This is a genomic window from Pseudomonas sp. MWU347 (genome assembly GCF_017947305.1).
GTDB lineage: Bacteria > Pseudomonadota > Gammaproteobacteria > Pseudomonadales > Pseudomonadaceae > Aquipseudomonas > Aquipseudomonas putida_A.
The window spans coordinates 32704-49681 of record NZ_JAFGZB010000004.1; the positions used below are offsets into that span (position 1 = coordinate 32704).

The 16978-nt window shown below is 60.0% G+C and carries 13 protein-coding genes; 3 read left to right on the forward strand and 10 right to left on the reverse strand.

What is annotated here, in order from left to right; all coding sequences use genetic code 11:
• Positions 1-50: 50 nt before the first annotated feature.
• Positions 51-2642: a glycosyltransferase gene (locus tag KCG87_RS09395; protein ID WP_134785538.1), complete on the reverse strand. Its 2592-nt coding sequence runs from the start codon at positions 2640-2642 to the stop codon at positions 51-53.
• Positions 2643-3025: 383 nt separating this feature from the next.
• Between KCG87_RS09395 and tcdA the strand changes: the two genes are divergently transcribed.
• Positions 3026-3844, forward strand: a complete 819-nt coding sequence (gene tcdA / locus KCG87_RS09400; RefSeq protein ID WP_003222099.1) for a tRNA cyclic N6-threonylcarbamoyladenosine(37) synthase TcdA — start codon at positions 3026-3028, stop codon at positions 3842-3844.
• A gap of 102 nt (positions 3845-3946) precedes the next feature.
• Here the strand turns inward: tcdA and KCG87_RS09405 are convergent, their stop codons facing one another.
• The 4 genes from KCG87_RS09405 to KCG87_RS09420 form a co-directional block, all read right to left on the reverse strand.
• Positions 3947-4351, reverse strand: a complete 405-nt coding sequence (locus tag KCG87_RS09405; RefSeq protein ID WP_210558100.1) for a SufE family protein — start codon at positions 4349-4351, stop codon at positions 3947-3949.
• Positions 4348-5553 (reverse strand): cysteine desulfurase, encoded by a 1206-nt coding sequence (locus KCG87_RS09410; RefSeq protein ID WP_210558097.1) that lies wholly within the window; start codon positions 5551-5553, stop codon positions 4348-4350. Before KCG87_RS09410 ends, KCG87_RS09405 begins: the two co-directional genes overlap by 4 nt.
• Before the next feature lie 152 nt (positions 5554-5705).
• Positions 5706-6740: a 2,3,4,5-tetrahydropyridine-2,6-dicarboxylate N-succinyltransferase gene (dapD, locus tag KCG87_RS09415; protein ID WP_085697324.1), complete on the reverse strand. Its 1035-nt coding sequence runs from the start codon at positions 6738-6740 to the stop codon at positions 5706-5708.
• A gap of 32 nt (positions 6741-6772) precedes the next feature.
• Entirely contained in the window at positions 6773-7135 is a 363-nt protein-coding gene (locus KCG87_RS09420; RefSeq protein ID WP_003222107.1) for an ArsC family reductase, read from the reverse strand.
• Positions 7136-7428: 293 nt separating this feature from the next.
• On the opposite strand from KCG87_RS09420, the gene KCG87_RS09425 reads away from it, so the two are divergent.
• Positions 7429-9060, forward strand: a complete 1632-nt coding sequence (locus tag KCG87_RS09425; RefSeq protein WP_134785540.1) for a Na+/H+ antiporter — start codon at positions 7429-7431, stop codon at positions 9058-9060.
• A gap of 20 nt (positions 9061-9080) precedes the next feature.
• On the opposite strand, the gene KCG87_RS09430 is transcribed toward KCG87_RS09425, so the two are convergent.
• The 5 genes from KCG87_RS09430 to map form a co-directional block, all read right to left on the reverse strand.
• Positions 9081-9842, reverse strand: a complete 762-nt coding sequence (locus tag KCG87_RS09430; protein ID WP_223849621.1) for a hypothetical protein — start codon at positions 9840-9842, stop codon at positions 9081-9083.
• A 147-nt stretch (positions 9843-9989) separates the two neighbouring features.
• Complete coding sequence (locus KCG87_RS09435; protein WP_134785541.1) at positions 9990-10682, reverse strand: M12 family metallopeptidase; 693 nt, start codon at positions 10680-10682, stop codon at positions 9990-9992.
• 163 nt (positions 10683-10845) lie between these two features.
• Positions 10846-12045 (reverse strand): succinyldiaminopimelate transaminase, encoded by a 1200-nt coding sequence (gene dapC, locus KCG87_RS09440; protein WP_210558094.1) that lies wholly within the window; start codon positions 12043-12045, stop codon positions 10846-10848.
• 121 nt (positions 12046-12166) lie between these two features.
• Positions 12167-14869, reverse strand: a complete 2703-nt coding sequence (locus tag KCG87_RS09445; RefSeq protein ID WP_210558092.1) for a [protein-PII] uridylyltransferase — start codon at positions 14867-14869, stop codon at positions 12167-12169.
• Positions 14870-14910: 41 nt separating this feature from the next.
• The gene (gene map / locus KCG87_RS09450; protein ID WP_007964271.1) at positions 14911-15693 is read right to left on the reverse strand and encodes a type I methionyl aminopeptidase; all 783 of its coding nucleotides are present in this window, start codon (positions 15691-15693) and stop codon (positions 14911-14913) included.
• A gap of 373 nt (positions 15694-16066) precedes the next feature.
• On the opposite strand from map, the gene rpsB reads away from it, so the two are divergent.
• Positions 16067-16804 (forward strand): 30S ribosomal protein S2, encoded by a 738-nt coding sequence (gene rpsB / locus KCG87_RS09455; protein ID WP_003222119.1) that lies wholly within the window; start codon positions 16067-16069, stop codon positions 16802-16804.
• Positions 16805-16978 lie beyond the last annotated feature (174 nt).

Here is a 16978-nt window from a genome sequence, read left to right on the forward strand (position 1 = left end):
TTAAAGCAAAACGGCGACCATTGGCCGCCGTTTAGTGGATCAAAGAGGAATTAGACGACAGGCGCCGGTTCAGGCGCTGTCGCAGGTTTTGGCAGCGACGAGAGGAACGCCATGATCAGCGCGGCCAGGTATGGCAGCGACTGCACCAGCAGCATCGCCACCCAGAAGCGCATGTCGTTGCTCGGAATGCCCTGCACCAGGTAGATCCCCAGCGCCGCGCCCCACAACAGCAGCATGATGAACAGCTCTTCCCGCGCTTCGGAAATCGCCACCCAGAAACCATGGTTGTCGGCGTTTTTCGGCGTGCGGAAGAACGGAATGCTGCTGGTGAAGAAGCCGTACAGCACCGCTTTGGCGATGGTGTGCGACAACGCCAGGCCGGCCAGTGCCGCGCAGAACGCATCCTTGAGGTTCACGCCCACGGCGCGACGGTAGAGGAAGATGATCTTGCCGACCTTGAACACGAACAGCGCCAATGGCGGGATTGCGAAAATCAGCAGCGGCGGATCGACCCGTTGCGGCACGATGATCATCGCCGCCGACCACAGCAGGGCGCCGACGGTGAAGAAGATGTTCATGCCGTCCGCGACCCATGGCAGCCAGCCCGCGAGGAAGTGGTAACGCTGGCCACGGGTCAGCTCGGTGTCCTTGCCGCGCAGCAGGCTGCGGGTGTGGCGCTTGATGATCTGGATTGCGCCGTAGGCCCAGCGGAAACGCTGCTTCTTGAAGTCGATAAACGTATCCGGCATCAGACCCTTGCCGTAGCTGTCGTGGTAATACGCCGCCGACAGGCCTTTTTCGAACACGCGCAGACCGAGTTCGGCGTCTTCACAGATGCACCAGTCGGCCCAGCCCAGCTCTTCCAGAACCGAACGGCGGGTCATGGTCATGGTGCCGTGCTGAATGATCGCGTCGCGGTCGTTACGGGTGACCATGCCGATGTGGAAGAAGCCTTTGTATTCGGCGTAGCAGAGCTTCTTGAAGGTACTTTCGTTCTGGTCGCGATAGTCCTGCGGCGACTGCACCACGGCGATTTTCGGATCGGCGAAGTGCGGCACCATGTGCTTGAGCCAGTTCGGATGCACGCAGTAGTCGGAGTCGATCACCGCGATCACTTCGGCGTCCTTGGCGGTGTGCGGAATCAGGTAGTTCAGCGCACCGCCCTTGAACCCGGCCAGGGGCGAAACGTGGAAGAACTTGAAACGCGGGCCGAGGGTGGCGCAGTAGTCGCGCACCGGCTCCCAGACGGCCGGGTCCTTGGTGTTGTTGTCGATGATCAGGACTTCATAGTCCGGGTAATCGAGGGCCGCGAGGGCGTCGAGGGTCTGTTTGACCATGTCCGGCGGCTCGTTGTAGCAGGGCACGTGGATCGAGACTTTCGGCCGGTAGTGCGAATCACCGATCACTGGCAGGAATTCGCGCCGACGCTTGTGAATCCACACCGCTTCGGCCAGTTCATGGGCCTCGGTGAGCAACACGATGAACACCCCGAGCGCACCCAGTGCCAGGAGGAAACCCACCGTCAGGCTGAACCACGTGCTGTATTGCTGGCTGTAGTCGTAACCGATCCACACCAGCACCGAACCGCAAAGGAACGCGATAAAGGTCAGGAAGGTGCGGCCACGCTGGCGCAGGGCCGAGCCGTCGATCATCAGCAGGGTCAGCGACAGCAGCGCCAGCACCACCGAACCGATGGCCAGCACGCGCCATTGCGGGATGGCGACGACCGGGCCTTCGAAGTTGAATTTCTGCTGGCGGGCGGCGTTGAACACGCCCCAGTAGGCGCCCACCGAACCTTCGTCACTGGCCTTCCACGGCTGGTCGAACGCTTCGATCACGAAGTAGTTGAAGCCTTGGCGGTTGAGCTTGTTGACCAGTGTGCGCAGGTAGATCGCCTGATCCGCTGGCGACGCATCGGCGCCACCGCGCATGCGCCCGTTGCTCGGCCAGCCGACTTCGGACAGCAGCAGCGGCTTTTTCGGGAACAGCTTTTTCAGGTCACGGGCGCGGTCGAAGACGAACTGTCCGGCCTTGTCGACCGGAATGAATTCCCAGTACGGCAGCACGTGCGCAGCGATCAGGTCAACGTGCTTGGCCAGTTCCGGGTGTTCTTCCCAGACGTGCCACTGCTCGGAGGTGGTCACCGGCACTTTCACCGCTGCGCGTACGCGATCCAGCAGCACGCTCAGTTGCTCGGCAGTGATTTCCTTGCGGAAGATCGCCTCGTTACCGACCACCACACGAACCACGCTGCGCGAGGTGTTGGCCAGTTCGATGGCGCGCTGGATCTCGCGCTCGTTGCGTTCCTGATCGGGGCTGATCCAGATCCCGAGGGTCACGCGCAGACCGAATTCTTCCGCCAGTTTCGGGATGTCCTGCAGCGAACCGTCGACCGAGTAGATGCGGATGTTGTCCGTCAGCTTGCTCATGATCTCCAGGTCGCGGCGCATTTCGTCGTCAGTCGGATACTGATCCTTCTGCGGGAATTGGCCCTGCTGGAATGGCGAATAGGAAAAACCGGAGATCTGTTCCGGCCAGTTGGGCGCGGAGACCGGGCGATTGATCAGCGCCCAGAAACCGGTGAACAGGGCGGCGATTGCCAGAACCACCACCAGGTTGAGACCAAATTTACGCGATGACATAGCTATTTCGGGTTCCAAAGGCTGTGGAACGAAGGAACGGATCGGCTTACGCCAAAAGGGCGCGAATCCTACACCGGCAGTTCACTGCTCGTACACCGGGCAGGAAAATGCCCGACATTGGGCAGTCCAACCTGATTTAAGTTCTTTAGTAACAGCTTGTAAGAGAAAACTTTGTTATTCAGTTATAGCAATTCCCGTGGCGAGGGAGCTTGCTCCCGCTGGGCCTGCGAAGCAGGCCGCTTTTTGAGGGCCGCTTCGCGACCCAGCGGGAGCAAGCTCCCTCGCCACAAAGGTTGTGTGAAAACGGCGGCATTCACCGTTCATAGCGTCAAAGATGCTCTTGGCCGCCGACGGCCCTATAATGCGCGCCGGTTTTTGGGGTAATGGTCATGAGTACAGAAGATCCGCGGTTTGCAGGCATCGCCCGTTTGTATGGCATCGAGGGCCTTGAGCGCCTGCGTGCGGCCCATGTGGCGATTGTCGGCGTCGGTGGCGTCGGTTCCTGGGCGGCGGAAGCCATGGCCCGCTGTGGCGTGGGCGAGATTTCGCTGTTCGACCTCGACGACGTCTGCGTCAGCAACGCCAACCGCCAGTTGCATGCGCTGGACAGCACCGTCGGCAAACCCAAGGTCGAAGTGATGGCCGAGCGCCTGCGCGGGATCAATCCGGATTGTACGGTGCATGCGGTGGCGGACTTCGTGACCCGCGACACCATGGCCGAGTACATCACGCCGAACATCGACTGCGTGATCGACTGCATCGACGCGGTCAACGCCAAGGCTGCACTGATCGCCTGGTGCAAACGCCGCAAGATCCAGATCATCACCACGGGCGGTGCGGGTGGGCAGATCGATCCGACGCTGATTCAGGTCTGCGACCTCAACCGCACGTTCAACGATCCATTGGCCTCGAAAGTGCGTTCGACGTTGCGCCGCGACTATGGCTTCTCGCGTACCGTGACTCGCCATTACAGCGTGCCGTGTGTGTTCTCCACCGAACAACTGCGCTATCCGAAACCGGACGGCAGCATCTGTTTGCAGAAGAGTTTTGTCGGCGACGGGGTGAAGCTCGACTGCGCCGGCGGGTTTGGCGCGGTGATGATGGTCACGGCGACGTTCGGCATGGTCGCGGCGACCAAGGCTGTGGATAAGATTGTGGCGGGTGTGCGGCGGCCAGCGGATCGGGTGAAGCCTCAGGTTTGATTCTGGGGCTGAGGGCCTCATCGCGAGCAGGCTCACTCCTACAGGGGGACGCATTCCAATTGTAGGAGTGAGCCTGCTCGCGATGGCTGCGAAGCAGCCGCTTTATTTAGCCAACTCATTCATCCGCTGGAGCACGGCATTCAAGCCATTACTGCGCGAAGGCGACAACTGCCGCGAAAGTCCCAGCTGATTGAACCAATCGGGCAAATCTACCTGCTGCAACTCGGCAGCGCTCAAGCCGTTGACCCGCAACAGCAGCAACGCCACCAACCCACGAATCATCCGCGCATCGCTGGCAGCGCTGAACTGCCAGTGACCGTCCTGCAACTCACCCACCAGCCACATTTGGCTCTCACAGCCATGCACGCGATTGGCTTCACATTTGTCCGCGTCATCCAGCGGCGGCAGACGATCGCCAAACTGCATCAGCAACCGTGCGCGCTGTTCCCAGCCGGCAGCATTCTGAAAGGTCTGCAGCGCTTCGGCAGCGGCGAGCGGCAGGCTCATCGCAGCAACTCCAGGGCCTGATCCAGCGCTTCGAAGAAACGCTCCAGATCCTCGGAGTCGTTGTACAGCGCCAGCGAAACGCGGATCGCCCCGGCCAGCTCAAAGCTTTTCAGCAACGGCATGGCGCAGTGATGCCCGGCGCGCACGGCGATGCCTTGCTCGGTCAGAAGATGCGCCAGATCGGCGTTGTGCACGCCCTCGACGACAAAACTCGCCAGCGCCAATTGCGGCTTGCCCAGCAGACGAATGCCGTTGCGCGCGGCCAGGCCTTGCAGCAGGTAGGCGTGCAGCGCCGCTTCGTGGGCCGACACCGCGTCCTGATCCAGCCCGGCCAAATAGTCGAGGGTTGCGCCGAGGCCAATCACGCTGGCAATCGGCGGCGTGCCCGCTTCGAAGCCCAGCGGAGCAGGGCGGAAGCGTGCATCGTGATAATTGGCTTCCAGCACCATTTCGCCGCCGAACTGCCACGGCCGCAGTTGCTCAAGCGCCTTGTTGCGCCCGAATAGCACGCCGAGGCCATCGGGGCCGTACAGCTTGTGGCTGGAAAACACATAGAAGTCGCAACCCATCGCCTGCACATCGTGGCGACCATGCACCACACCCTGGGCGCCATCGACCACGGTCAGCGTCTTGTGCGCCTTGGCCATCGCCAGCAGCGCTGGTAGCGGTTGCCAGGCACCGAGCACGTTGGACAGCTGACTGACCGCCAGCAAGCGAGTGCGCGGGGTGATCAGACGCACAGCGGCGCCGAGGTCGATCACCCCGTCGGCGTCCAGCGGCAGGATCACCAGTTTCAGCTCGCGACGCTGTGCCAGTTGCTGCCACGGCAGCAGGTTGGCGTGATGCTCCAGGGCGCTGATGACAATTTCATCGCCCGGGTGGAAAAGATGTTCCAGGCCGTAGGCCAGGAGATTCAGCGCACTGGTGGCGCCATGGGTGAAGATGATCTGCCCGCTGTCACCGGCATTCAGCCACTGGGCAACCTTGAGCCGACTGTCTTCGAACGCCTGCGTCGCGTGGGCGCCGGGCAGATGCTGCGCACGATGCACATTGGCCGCGCCGTTGGCGTAGTAGTGCGTTAGCGCGTCGAGCAGGGCCTGGGGTTTTTGCGTGGTGGCGGCGTTGTCCAGATAGGTCTGGTCTTGCCGTTGCAGGGCGGCGATGGCCGGAAAGTCGGCGCGCCAGGGGGAGGGAATCATCACAGTTTTCAGCCCTGGTGAAGAGGGGCGGGATGTACGCCGAACCTTGTGGGAGCGGGCTTGCTCGCGAATGCGTCCTGTCAGTCAATAAGTTGCTGAATGACACTACGCCTTCGCGAGCAAGCCCGCTCCCACAGGGGGGATCATGTGGCTGCTTAGTTGTGAGCGTGCAGCGCTTCGTTCAGCTCGATCGCCGATTTGTGGGTTTTGCATTCCACGGCACCGGTTTCCGAATTGCGACGGAACAGCAGGTCAGTCTGACCGGCCAGTTCACGCGCCTTCACAACCTTGACCAGGTTGTTGTGCTCGTCCAGCAGCGCCACCTTGGTGCCGGCGGTCACGTACAGGCCCGACTCGACGGTGTTGCGGTCGCCCAACGGGATACCGATACCGGCGTTGGCGCCGATCAGGCAGCCTTCACCCACCTTGATCACGATGTTGCCGCCGCCCGACAGGGTGCCCATGGTCGAGCAGCCGCCGCCCAGGTCCGAACCCTTGCCGACGAACACGCCAGCGGACACGCGGCCTTCGATCATGCCCGGGCCTTCGGTGCCGGCGTTGAAGTTGATGAAGCCTTCGTGCATCACGGTGGTGCCTTCGCCCACGTAAGCGCCCAGACGCAGACGTGCCGCGTCAGCGATACGCACGCCGGCCGGCACCACGTAGTCGGTCATTTTCGGGAACTTGTCCACCGAGAACACTTCCAGCAGCTCGCCGCGCAGACGCGCTTCCAGTTGCAGTTCGGCCAGTTCGCTCAGGTCGATTGCACCCTGGCTGGTCCAGGCCACGTTCGGCAGCAGCGGGAAGATCCCGGCCAGGCTTACGCCGTGTGGTTTGACCAGACGATGCGACAGCAGGTGCAGCTTGAGGTACGCCTCAGGCGTCGAGGTCAGTTGTGTGTCTTCGGCCAGCAGGGTGGCGACCAGTGGCTTGTGGCTCTCGGCCAGACGGGTCAGCAGCTTGCCTTGAACGGCGTCGATGCCTTTGACCGCTTCAGCCAGTTGCGCAGCCTGTGCAGTGGTGAAGGTGATGGCCTGGTTGCCTTCGGTGTAACCGAGGATCGGCGCAACAGCGGCGACCAGTTCGGCCGACGGGTTGAGCAGTGGCTGAGCGTAGAACACTTCCAGCCAGGCGCCTTGACGGTTTTGCGTGCCGACACCAAAGGCGATGCTGAACAGAGAGTTGGACATGTGAATACCTCTAGCAATAAGTGACGGGCTGCTTACTTGAGTGCGGCCGCGTAGATGTCTGGCTTGAAGCCAATCAGGGTTCGGTCACCGAGATCGAGCACCGGGCGCTTGATCATCGAGGGTTGAGCGAGCATCAGTTCGATGGCTTTCGACTGGTCGAGATCGGCTTTACGTTCGTCGTCGAGTTTGCGAAAGGTCGTGCCTGCACGGTTCAACACCGTTTGCCAGCCGTGCTCGTCACACCATTGGGTCAGGTGCTCACGGTCGATACCGGCGGTTTTGTAATCGTGGAAGTCGTAGCTGACAGCGTGTTCATCGAGCCAGGTGCGCGCCTTCTTCATGGTGTCGCAGGCTTTGATGCCGAAAAGGTGCAACGTTTTACTTGAAACGGTCAAGGAATCGCCCCCTTTACAGGTGCTGGAAAAAAATGGTGTCGGATTATGCCATGACCAAACGGTTTCGCGGCGCCGAGGTTTATCTGCTTGCAGATTACCCTGTGGGAGCGGGCTTGCTCGCGAAAGGGCCGTGTCAGTCGAAATCATTGCTCAATGACCCACCGCATTCGCGAGCAAGCCCGCTCCCACAAGGGGATTTGCGACAGGGCTGCGACATAGGTGCAACGGTCAGACGCATCCTAAGCGGCTAATATGGCAGTTCAACGCTGTCGATTGTCTGAGATTTCCGCTTTATGCAAACCGCTTATACCGTCCTGATCCTGCTGATGCTGGTCAGCGTCTCCCGGCTGGTCGGACGGGTCATCCCGCTGCCGCTACCCCTCGTGCAAATCGCCGCCGGTGCCTTGCTGGCCTGGCCGACGCTGGGCCTGCACGTCGCGCTGGACCCCGAATTGTTCCTGTTTCTGTTCCTGCCCCCGCTGCTGTTTTCCGACGGTTGGCGCATGCCCAAACGCGAGTTCTGGCATCTGCGCGGGCCGATCCTGACGCTGGCGGTCGGTCTGGTGCTGTTCACCGTGGTCGGCGCCGGGTACTTCATTCACTGGCTGTTGCCGAGCATTCCGTTGCCGGTGGCCTTCGCGCTGGCCGCCGTGCTCTCGCCGACTGACGCCGTGGCGGTCTCGGCGATTTCGCAGAACCGCCTGCCGACGCCGCTGATGCACATCCTGCAAGGCGAGGCGCTGATGAACGATGCCTCGGGTCTGGTGACGTTCAAGTTTGCCTTGGTGGCGGCGGTGACCGGGGTGTTCTCGCTGGCCAATGCCAGCCTGACGTTCGTGCTGGTGGCGGTCGGGGGCTTGGCCGTCGGCGTCGCGCTGAGCTGGCTGGTCGGGCGCTTGCGCGCGTGGATGATCGCCCGTGGCTGGGATGATCCGGCCACCCACGTGGTGTTCATGTTGCTGCTGCCGTTCGCCGCCTATGTACTGGCCGAGCGACTGGGCGCATCGGGGATTCTTTCGGCCGTCGCGGCGGGGATGATGCAGAGCTGGCTCGATCTGTTGCCACGGCAGACCAGCACCCGCCTGCTCAATCGCAGCGTGTGGTCATTGCTCGAATTTGCCTTCAACGGTCTGATCTTTCTGCTGCTGGGCCTGCAATTGCCGGACATCATCAAAGCGGTGGTCAGTCACGAAGCGACGTTGTGGCCGACGCTGCTGTACCGTGGCCTCGATGTGGTGGCGATTTTCCTCGCACTGGTGCTGTTGCGCTTTATCTGGGTACAGAGCATCTGGCGTTTGTCGGTACTGCTGCGACGGCTGCGCGGCAAGGGTGACCTGACGCAAGTGCCGACCGCGCGATCCTGCTGGTTGCTGACCGTCGGTGGTGTGCGCGGGGCGGTGACGCTGGCCGGTGTGATGTCGGTGCCGATGTTGATGGGGAGCGAGGCGTTCCCCGAGCGTGATCTGCTGATTTTCATCGCCGCCGGGGTGATTCTGTTGTCGCTGATTTGCGCCTGCATCGCCTTGCCGTTGCTGCTGCGTGGCATCGAAAAAAGCCCGGACGACAAACGCCGTCAGGAAGTGCGCGATGCCTGGCGCAAGACCGCCGAGGCGGCGATCCATGCGCTGGAAACCGAAGAGGTCGGCCCGCAGGATGCGGCGCAGGCCGCACTCTCGGCGGAACTCAAGGCTCGGATCATGTCCGAGTATCGTCATCAGCTCGATGTATTCAACGACTCCGCCGAAGCCCAGGCGCTGGCGTTCCAGATGGATCTGCTGGAACGCCGCTTGCGCTTGAAGGCGTTGCGGGCGCAACGCCTGGAGCTGTATAGCCTCAGCCGTCAGCACCAGATCGGTGATGACGTGTTGCGCGAGGTTTTGGCAGACCTGGATTTAAGCGAAGCGAATCTGGGGCAGGTCAAATAGCCGACATGGACCTGATGCGCTCACTCACTCGCGGGGCAGGGATAAGCGTTCGCCATGAAGATTTTGTCCTTTTCGCTGAGATCCAGATTAATGAAGAGCTGGAAGTCTCCGATGGTCCAGGACTGGCTGATCCGATAGTGCATGATCGACTTTGGATCGTATTCCGAATAAATGCTTTCGTCGGGATTGCCGCGGTCAAAGTACCAGTCGTGCAGGCGTTTGCGCGTCACGCTGGCCTGGGAGTCGTCTTCTTCCGGGTCGGCGGTGATTCCAAATTGTGCATAGATGGCTGGCTTGTCCCAGGGAATATCTGCCGTGGGATTGGTCTGTTCATGCTCCGCGCCCAGCATGTGACCGAACTCATGCATGACATTGGCTGCGAAGTAACGTGGCAGACTCGGATGCGGCCAGAGTGTCATGGTCGGCTCATCGGGATGTAGCAGAGCATCCGTACCTATCCGGGAGGAAAACGTTCCTTCCTGACTGAGTATGCGGATGTCGCCCACTTCACCTTCAACGAAATCGAATTTCAAGTTGATGTGCGGCAACCAGTTGCTGGCAGCGGCAATGGTCGCGTCCTTGAATTCCTGCGTACCGTTGAGGAAGGCGATGCGGAGAGTGCTGCCGGGAGTCCAGAATTTTGCCGGATTGTTTTTAGCCCACATTTTACTGAACCTCCGAAGTGCATTTGATGTTGCGGGAGGTGCGTGTGGTTTCGGTTTTTTTGTTTGGCTGAAGCCGGGTTGAGTGCATAACTGAACATCCATGTTTTCGTTCGTCATATGTAACTTCTCGGGTTGCTTGTTGTTCCCGGAAAGTCGCTTTGAATGAAGGATGCTAGTTGCTGCGCCTGAGCAGGTAAATTGGATATGTGTACGATTTTATGACGGATTACCGTGCCAACAGAACTGGCACGGTAAAGATGTGATTCAACGTGGGTAAATCAACTGCATGAGCTGTTTGTCTTTATCACTGATTTCGCGATTGGTCGGATTCGCCCAATTGCCAAGCGTCAAATTGTTGGGAACAGGATGGTGCATGATGGATTTTCGATCGTATGGCAAGTAAAGCGCGTCGGCATCGTCAAAAGGCGTAAATATATTGTCGTCAACTTCGCCTCGCGACAGTGGATTCATCGGTCTGTTCTGGTAGTAGTTGTAAACATTTTCTTTATTCCAGGGGATTTGCGCCTTGGGGTGCTGGTGTTCGTGCATCGCGCCGAGTGCGTGGCCAAACTCGTGGATGACGACCGTCTCGAAGTCTTCGTGTTCGGGGTCGATGCCAAGGTTCATGGTTGGCGTGTCAGGAAACATATCCAGTGCATCGGTACCCAGAAATGAACTGTTCACCACACCCTCGGTGGCGATTCGGATCTCACCCTCTACGCCTTCAACGAACTCAAACTTCAAACTGATATAAGGAAGCCATTTTTCGGCGGCGGCAATGATTTTATCTTTGTGTTCCGGAGTTGGGTTATCCATGAAAGCTATTTTCAGAGTGTGTCGGCTTGGCCAAAGTTTGTCGTAGTGCACCAATGAGCGTTTTTTTCGGCTGTTGTTGAGGGTGCTGGATTTGAGTTCTTTAGCCGGTTTTTGCAGCGTGCAATATTGAAAGTTGTCCATGCTTTGTCTTGCTCCTTGATTTGTCTTTTTGGTTGTTTCGCGCATGCAAAAAACCACTGCGCGAGATTAAGCTTCGGGCAGTGTCTGGAGTAGTCGTAAAGTGGTTTTAAATGTAACTTGAGGGGTATGTCCGTGCCAGATGACTGGCACGGATATTAAAAACTCAGTGTTGGCGGGTGATGAGGTCGCGGATCCGTTCTGCAGCTTCAACACATTCAGCCAAAGGCGCAACCAGTGCCATGCGCACGCGCCCGGCGCCCGGATTCACGCCGTCGACCTCGCGCGACAGATACGAGCCTGGCACGACAGTCACATGTTCCTGCTCGAACAGGTCGCGGCAGAATGCGGCATCGTCACCGGCCACGTTCGGCCAGAGGTAGAAGCTGCCGTCCGGACGCTGTACGTCCATCACCGGGCTGAGAATTGCCAGCACTGCGTCGAACTTCTCGCGGTACAGCGCACGGTTGGCGCGTACATGCACTTCGTCATTCCACGCCGCAACGCTGGCCATTTGGGTTTGCACCGGCATCGCGCAACCGTGGTAGGTGCGGTACAGCAGGAAACCTTTGAGGATATCTGCGTCACCGGCGACGAAACCGGAGCGCAGGCCCGGCAGGTTGGAGCGCTTGGACAGGCTGTGGAACACCACGCAACGCTTGAAGTCCTTGCGGCCCAGTTCGACGCAGGCGCTGAGCAGGCCTGGCGGCGGGGTCTGTTCGTCGAAGTACAGTTCGCTGTAGCACTCGTCGGCGGCGATCACAAAGTCGTATTCGTCGGCCAGGGCGATGAGTTTTTTCAGTACATCAACCGGGATCAGCGCGCCGGTCGGGTTGCCTGGCGAGCACAGGAACAGGATCTGGCAGCGTTTCCAGATGTCCGGTGACACGGCGTCGAAATCCGGGTTGAAGCCGTTTTCGTCCAGGCAAGGCAGGTAGTGCGGCTTGGCCCCGGCGAGGAACGCTGCGCCTTCGTAGATCTGATAGAACGGGTTCGGGCTGACCACCAGTGCATCGTCGCCACGGTTGACCACGGTCTGGGTGAAAGCGAACAGCGCTTCGCGGGTACCGTTGACCGGCAGCACATTGCGCGCCGGATCGATCCAGCCGCTCGGTACGCCAAAACGACGTTCGCACCAGCCGGCGATGGCTTCGCGCAGGGCCGGGATGCCGAGGGTGGTCGGATACACCGCCATCTGATCCAGATTGTTCGCCAGCGCTTCGGCGACAAAGCTTGGCGAGCGATGTTTCGGCTCGCCGATCGACAGGGCGATCGGGCGTTTGTCCGGGTTCGGCGTGACCGTGCCAAGCAGGGCGCGGAGCTTTTCGAACGGGTAGGGCTGGAGCTGGTTCAGAGCGTTGTTCATGGGGGCCTCGTTCAATGTGGGAGCGGGCTTGCTCGCGAAAGCGGTGTGTCATTGAATGATGTGTTGCCTGACACACCGCTTTCGCGAGCAAGCCCGCTCCCACAGGGGGGAAGTTGCTGGATCAAATACTGATGCGCGAAAGCTTGATATCCGGTTCCTGATTGACGCTCAGTTGCTCGACGATTGCGTCCTGCAGGCGACTGCACAGCAGCGGGTCGGAGAGCGGCTGGTTGTGGGCGTCGGTGATGAAGAACACGTCTTCTACGCGTTCGCCCAGGGTCGCAATCTTGGCGTTCTGCAGCGACAGGTCGAACTCGAGGAAGATCCCGCCGATCCGTGCCAGCAGGCCCGGGCGATCCGGTGCCGTCAGTTCCAGCACTGTCACCGGACGCTGGGCGTCGTTGTGGATCGTCACCTGCGGCGCGAAGGCGAAGTGCTTGAGCTGGCGCGGCACCCGGCGCTGGATGATCGTCGGGTAGTCGTCGGGGTTACGCAGGGCTTCGGTCAGGCCGTCGCGTATCTGTTTGACCCGGGCCGGGTTGTCGCCGATCGAGTCACCGTCGGTATCGAGCACGATGTAGGTGTCGAGGGTGAACTGGCTGCTCGAAGTGATGACCCGGGCGTCGTGAATGTTCAGGTTGAGCTGGTCCATCGCGGCCACGGTCACGGCGAAGAAATCGTGCTGGTCGGGGGCGTAGATGAAGATCTGCGTGCCACCTTCGAACTCGCGCTGGGTGGTTTCCTTGATCAGCACCAGCGGACCGCCATCGGCCGGCTGCTGCAGGATCGCGTCACTGTGCCAGGCCACGTCGCCGGCGGTGTGACGCAGGAAATAGTCATCGCCCAACTGCGCCCACAACTGCTCGACGTCGTCCGGATCGGTGCCGCCGCGCACGAGGATGTCCAGCGCCGCACTCTGGGTCTGGCGGATCTGCTCTTCGCGATCCACCGGATTTTCCAGGCCACGGCGCAGAGCGCGTTTGGTCTCGGTGTAGAGCTGGCGCAGCAGGCTGGCGCGCCACGAATTCCATAGGGTCGGGTTGGTGGCGTTGATGTCGGCCACGGTCAGCACATACAAGTAGTCCAGACGGGTCTCGTCGCTGACGATCTGGGCGAAATCGTGGATCACCTGCGGATCGGACAGATCCTTGCGCTGTGCGGTGGTCGACATCACCAGGTGGTTCTGCACCAGCCAGACGATCAGGCGGCTGTCCCACAGGGGCAACTGATGGCGCTGGCAGAACGCTTCGGCATCGACTGCGCCGATGTCCGAGTGATCGCCATGCCGGCCCTTGCCGATGTCGTGGTACAGACCGGCCATGTAGATCAGTTCAGGCTTGGGCAGTTTGGCCATGAGCTTGGCGGCCAACGGGAATTTTTCCGACACCTGGGTGTATTGCAACTTACGCAGGTGTTTGATCAGGTTCAGCGTGTGCGCATCGACCGTATAGATGTGGAACAGGTCGTGCTGCATCTGCCCGACGATGAAACCGAATTCCGGCAGGTAGCGCCCGAGGATGCCGTAGCGGTTCATCCGGCGCAGGTTGCGGTGCACGCCGATCTTGCACTTGAACAGCTCGATGAACAGGCTGGTGTTGCGGATATCGTTGCGGAAATTGTCGTCGATCAGGTGACGGTTCTCGCGCAGCAGACGAATGGTGTCGGCGCGTACGCCTTTGATTTCCGGTTGCTGGGCCATCAGCACGAAGATCTCGAGCATGGCGAACGGTGTGCGGCGGAACACGTTGTCGTTGCGTGCTTCGATGTAGCCGTCGTGCAACTGGAAACGCGAGTTGATCGGTTGCGGCGGCGCTTCGTCTTCCGGGGCGAGGATCACTTCCTCGAAGTGCTGGATGATCAGGTCGCTGAGCTGGGCGATGCTCATGACCACGCGGAAGTACTGCTGCATGAAGTTTTCGACGGCCTGTTTGGCGTCGTCGCCTTCAAAACCGAGCAGGCCGGCGATGGTCCGTTGATGATCGAACAAGAGGCGGTCTTCCGAGCGGCCGGCGAGCATGTGCAGGGCGTAACGCACTTTCCAGAGGAATTCCTGGGACGACGCCAACAGGGCGTTTTCGCTCTCGACCAGGAAACCTTCACCGGCGAGGGCGCGCAGGTTCAGGGTGCCGTACTGACGCCGTGCCACCCACAGAATCGTCTGGATATCCCGCAGGCCACCGGGCGAGCCTTTGACGTTGGGTTCCAGGTTGTATTCGGTGTCGTTGTACTTGTGGTGACGGGCCTTTTGCTCGGCGCGTTTGGCCAGGAAAAACTCCTTGGCCGGCCACATGTGCGCGGTGCTGGTGACATCGAGCATGCGCTGGCGCAGGCGCTCGGGGCCGCAGATGGTGCGGCTTTCCATCAGGTTGGTGACCACCGTCAGGTCGGCGCGGGCCTCTTCGGCGCATTCGTCGACCGAGCGTACGCTCTGACCGACTTCCAGACCGATGTCCCACAGCAGCGTCAGAAAACGCTCGATGGAATCGCGGAAGACTTCGTGATCGGCGCTGTCCAGCAGGATCAGCAGGTCGATGTCGGAATAGGGGTGCAACTCACCACGGCCGTAGCCGCCGACCGCGACCAGTGCGATATCGGCGTCTTCGCTCCAGTTGAACTGCTCCCAGGCTTTTTGCAGGATGTTGTCGACGAACCATGCACGGTCTTCGATCAGTCGGCGGATGTCGCGGCCGCTGCGAAAACGCGTGTCGAGAACCTCGCGCGCCTGGCGGATCGCCTTCTTGAACGCCGCGATGGGACTCGCTTTCAGGGCCAGTTCAGCCTGGAACTGGCCGCGGTCGAAGAGTTCGGGATCCACCTGCGGCATCGATTGGCTTTCCTTCTATAGGGCTGGGAGCGTTCTTGGGATCAGGCCGAGACGCGCGGGATGGTGTCGTCGGCGCGCAGGGTGAAGATCTCGTAGCCGGTGTCGGTCACCAGCAGGGTGTGTTCCCACTGCGCCGAGAGCTTGCGGTCCTTGGTGATGGCGGTCCAGCCGTCGCCCAATACCTTGGTGTCGGCCTTGCCCTGGTTGATCATCGGTTCGATGGTGAAGGTCATGCCGGCCTTCAGTTCCATGCCGGTGCCGGCGCGACCGTAATGCAGGATCTGCGGCTCTTCGTGGAACACCTTGCCGATGCCGTGGCCGCAGAACTCGCGAACCACCGAGAAACCGTTCTTTTCCGCGTGCTTCTGGATGATCTCACCGATGTCGCCGAGGCGGCAGCCAGGTTTGACGATTTCGATCGCCTTGTACATGCATTCCTGAGTGACCTGCGACAGGCGTTCGGCCCAGACCGGCACTTCGCCAACGTGGAACATGCGGCTGGTGTCGCCGTGGTAGCCGTCCTTGATCACGGTGACGTCGATGTTCAGGGTGTCGCCATTCTTCAGCGGCTTGTCATTCGGAATGCCGTGGCAGACGACGTGATTGATCGAGGTGCAGATCGACTTCGGGTAGCCTTTGTAGTTGAGCGGCGCAGGGATGGCCTGCTGCACGTTGACGATGTAGTCGTGGCAGATCTGGTTCAGTTGATCGGTGGTCACGCCCGGTTTGACGTGTTCGGCAATCATTTCCAGCACATCGGCGGCCAGTTTGCCGGCGACACGCATGCCAGCGATGTCCTCGGGGGTTTTGAGGTTGACGGTCATACAGGCTCTCTCTGCGCTCGGCGGCGCTTGCTGATACGGATAGGGTGGCAGGTGTGGGATTTGCGACCCTGAAAAACGCGATTCTACCAGACGAAAGGAGCAAATCCGCGCCTGCGTGCATCGCGTCTGTCTATACAATGATGCGCTTGAAGGCGATTCCAAGGGGGCTGCGCCCATGTCCCTGGTGCGATTGCAGATTCCGGGTTCCGTTTCTGTGCACCCTGTGGTATAAAATGCGCCGCTTTCCGGGGATACCCCGAAAAGCTTAAATCCACACACGTGTCGACACGATGACCTGGGTGCTTTTGGCTTTATGCCACTGGTTGGTCATTGGGATACGTGGAGGCCAAACCCGACTTATTAAGGAACTATCATGTCCCAAGTCAACATGCGCGATATGCTGAAGGCCGGTGTGCACTTCGGTCACCAAACCCGTTACTGGAATCCGAAAATGGGTAAGTACATTTTCGGCGCGCGTAACAAGATTCACATCATCAACCTTGAAAAAACCCTGCCAATGTTCAACGAAGCTCTGACTTTCGTAGAGCGTCTGGCCCAGGGCAAAAACAAGATTCTGTTCGTCGGCACCAAGCGTTCCGCTGGCAAGATCGTTGCTGAAGAAGCAGCACGTTGCGGTTCGCCGTACGTCGATCACCGCTGGTTGGGCGGCATGCTGACCAACTTCAAAACCATTCGTGCTTCCATCAAGCGTCTGCGTGACCTTGAAGTTCAAGCCGAAGACGGTACTTTCGCCAAGCTGACCAAGAAAGAAGCGCTGATGCGCTCCCGTGACCTGGAAAAGCTGGATCGCTCCTTGGGCGGCATCAAGGACATGGGCGGTCTGCCAGACGCACTGTTCGTGATCGACGTTGACCACGAGCGCATCGCGATCACCGAAGCCAACAAGCTGGGCATCCCGGTCATCGGCGTTGTCGATACCAACAGCAGCCCGGAAGGCGTTGACTACATCATCCCAGGCAACGATGACGCAATCCGCGCTATCCAGCTGTACATGGGTTCGATGGCTGACGCAGTGATCCGTGGTCGCAACAATGTTGCTGGCGGCACTGTTGAATTCGCAGCTGAAGAAACTCAGGCTGCAGCTGAGTAATCGACGCCCTGGCGTTGACTCAGTAAGCAAAAAGGGGGCTTGGCCCCCTTTTTGCCACCTCGAAAACCGTTTGTTGGCGCCCACTTGTGGCAGCGCACCTCCTGCATTTGTAACGTGCAGCAGCTACAAGGTGTTTCGGGAAGAATTGAACGCCCGTTCGATCGGGTGGAATGG

What these genes read in the sequence shown, in the direction of transcription:
- KCG87_RS09395 (WP_134785538.1), bottom strand. Translation starts at nt 2,642, where the DNA reads ATGTCATCGCGTAAATTTGGTCTCAACCTGGTGGTGGTTCTGGCAATC.
- tcdA (WP_003222099.1), top strand. Translation starts at nt 3,026, where the DNA reads ATGGTCATGAGTACAGAAGATCCGCGGTTTGCAGGCATCGCCCGTTTG.
- KCG87_RS09405 (WP_210558100.1), bottom strand. Translation starts at nt 4,351, where the DNA reads ATGAGCCTGCCGCTCGCCGCTGCCGAAGCGCTGCAGACCTTTCAGAAT.
- dapD (WP_085697324.1), bottom strand. Translation starts at nt 6,740, where the DNA reads ATGTCCAACTCTCTGTTCAGCATCGCCTTTGGTGTCGGCACGCAAAAC.
- KCG87_RS09425 (WP_134785540.1), top strand. Translation starts at nt 7,429, where the DNA reads ATGCAAACCGCTTATACCGTCCTGATCCTGCTGATGCTGGTCAGCGTC.
- KCG87_RS09430 (WP_223849621.1), bottom strand. Translation starts at nt 9,842, where the DNA reads ATGACGAACGAAAACATGGATGTTCAGTTATGCACTCAACCCGGCTTC.
- KCG87_RS09435 (WP_134785541.1), bottom strand. Translation starts at nt 10,682, where the DNA reads ATGGACAACTTTCAATATTGCACGCTGCAAAAACCGGCTAAAGAACTC.
- dapC (WP_210558094.1), bottom strand. Translation starts at nt 12,045, where the DNA reads ATGAACAACGCTCTGAACCAGCTCCAGCCCTACCCGTTCGAAAAGCTC.
- KCG87_RS09445 (WP_210558092.1), bottom strand. Translation starts at nt 14,869, where the DNA reads ATGCCGCAGGTGGATCCCGAACTCTTCGACCGCGGCCAGTTCCAGGCT.
- map (WP_007964271.1), bottom strand. Translation starts at nt 15,693, where the DNA reads ATGACCGTCAACCTCAAAACCCCCGAGGACATCGCTGGCATGCGTGTC.
- rpsB (WP_003222119.1), top strand. Translation starts at nt 16,067, where the DNA reads ATGTCCCAAGTCAACATGCGCGATATGCTGAAGGCCGGTGTGCACTTC.